The following is an 876-nucleotide window of genomic DNA, read 5'->3' as shown; positions in this document are numbered from 1 at the left end:
GTGGCCTCGCGCGGGCTGATGCCGAAGAACTCCGGCTCGAACACGGCGGCGTCCTGGAGGAATCCGCCCTTGCGCGTGTACGTCCGGCCGACGGCGTCGGGGTCGGGGTCGTAGAGGTTGGCGAGGTCCCAGCCGCGGTCGGTGGGGAAGTCCGAGATGACGTCCGCGCCGTCCAGTGCGGCCCGCCAGAGGCCCTGGGGGGTGGTGATGTCACCGGGGTAACGGCAGGCCATGCCGACGATGACGATGGGGTCGTGGTCGGTGGTGGTGGTGCGGGTGGTGGTGGGGGTGTTGTTGGTGGTGCCTTGGATGTGTTGGTCGAGGTGGTGGGCGAGGGTGGTGAGGGTGGGGTAGTCGAAGACGAGGGTGGAGGGGAGGCGGAGGCCGGTGGTGTTCTGGAGGCGGGTGCGGAGTTCGAGTCCGGTGAGGGAGTCGAAGCCCATGTCGCGGAAGGGTCGGTCGGTGTCGGGGGTGTCGGGGTGTCGGTGGTGGTGTGGCCGAGGACGGTGTTGATGTGGTGGTGGAGGAGGGTGATGAGGGTGGTGTGGCGTTCCTCGGGGGTGAGGGCGGCCATGTCGGTGGTCCAGGTGCCGGTTTGGGGGCTGGTGGTGGTGGCGGTGGGTCGGGTGGGGGTGCGGACGAGGTTGCGGTAGAGGGTGGGGAGGGTGTTGTTGGTGGCGTGGGTGCGGAGGGTGGGGAGGTCGAGTCGGGCGGGGACGAGGGTGGGGTGGGTGGTGGTGAGGGCCTGGTCGAGGAGGTTGAGGCCCTGGGTGGTGCTGAGGGGGGCGAGGCCGGTGCGGCTGAGGCGGCCCAGGTCGGTGCTGTCGAGGTGCCCGGTCATGGAGCTGGCGTCCGCCCACAGGCCCCAGGCCAGCG

The 876-nt window shown here is 70.7% G+C and carries 1 protein-coding gene; it reads right to left on the bottom strand.

Annotated elements, in window-relative coordinates; all coding sequences use genetic code 11:
• A partial coding sequence (locus VR45_RS43225; protein WP_159394578.1) for a beta-ketoacyl synthase N-terminal-like domain-containing protein occupies window positions 1–443 on the bottom strand: 443 nt, incomplete at its 3' end.
• Window positions 444–876: the final 433 nt, after the last annotated feature.

Origin of the sequence: Streptomyces sp. NRRL S-495, from assembly GCF_000966955.1 — a bacterium.
GTDB classification, from domain to species: Bacteria; Actinomycetota; Actinomycetes; order Streptomycetales; family Streptomycetaceae; genus Kitasatospora; species Kitasatospora purpeofusca.
The sequence above is the reverse complement of the archived record's forward strand: the minus strand, read 5'-3'. Positions and strand labels throughout refer to the sequence as shown.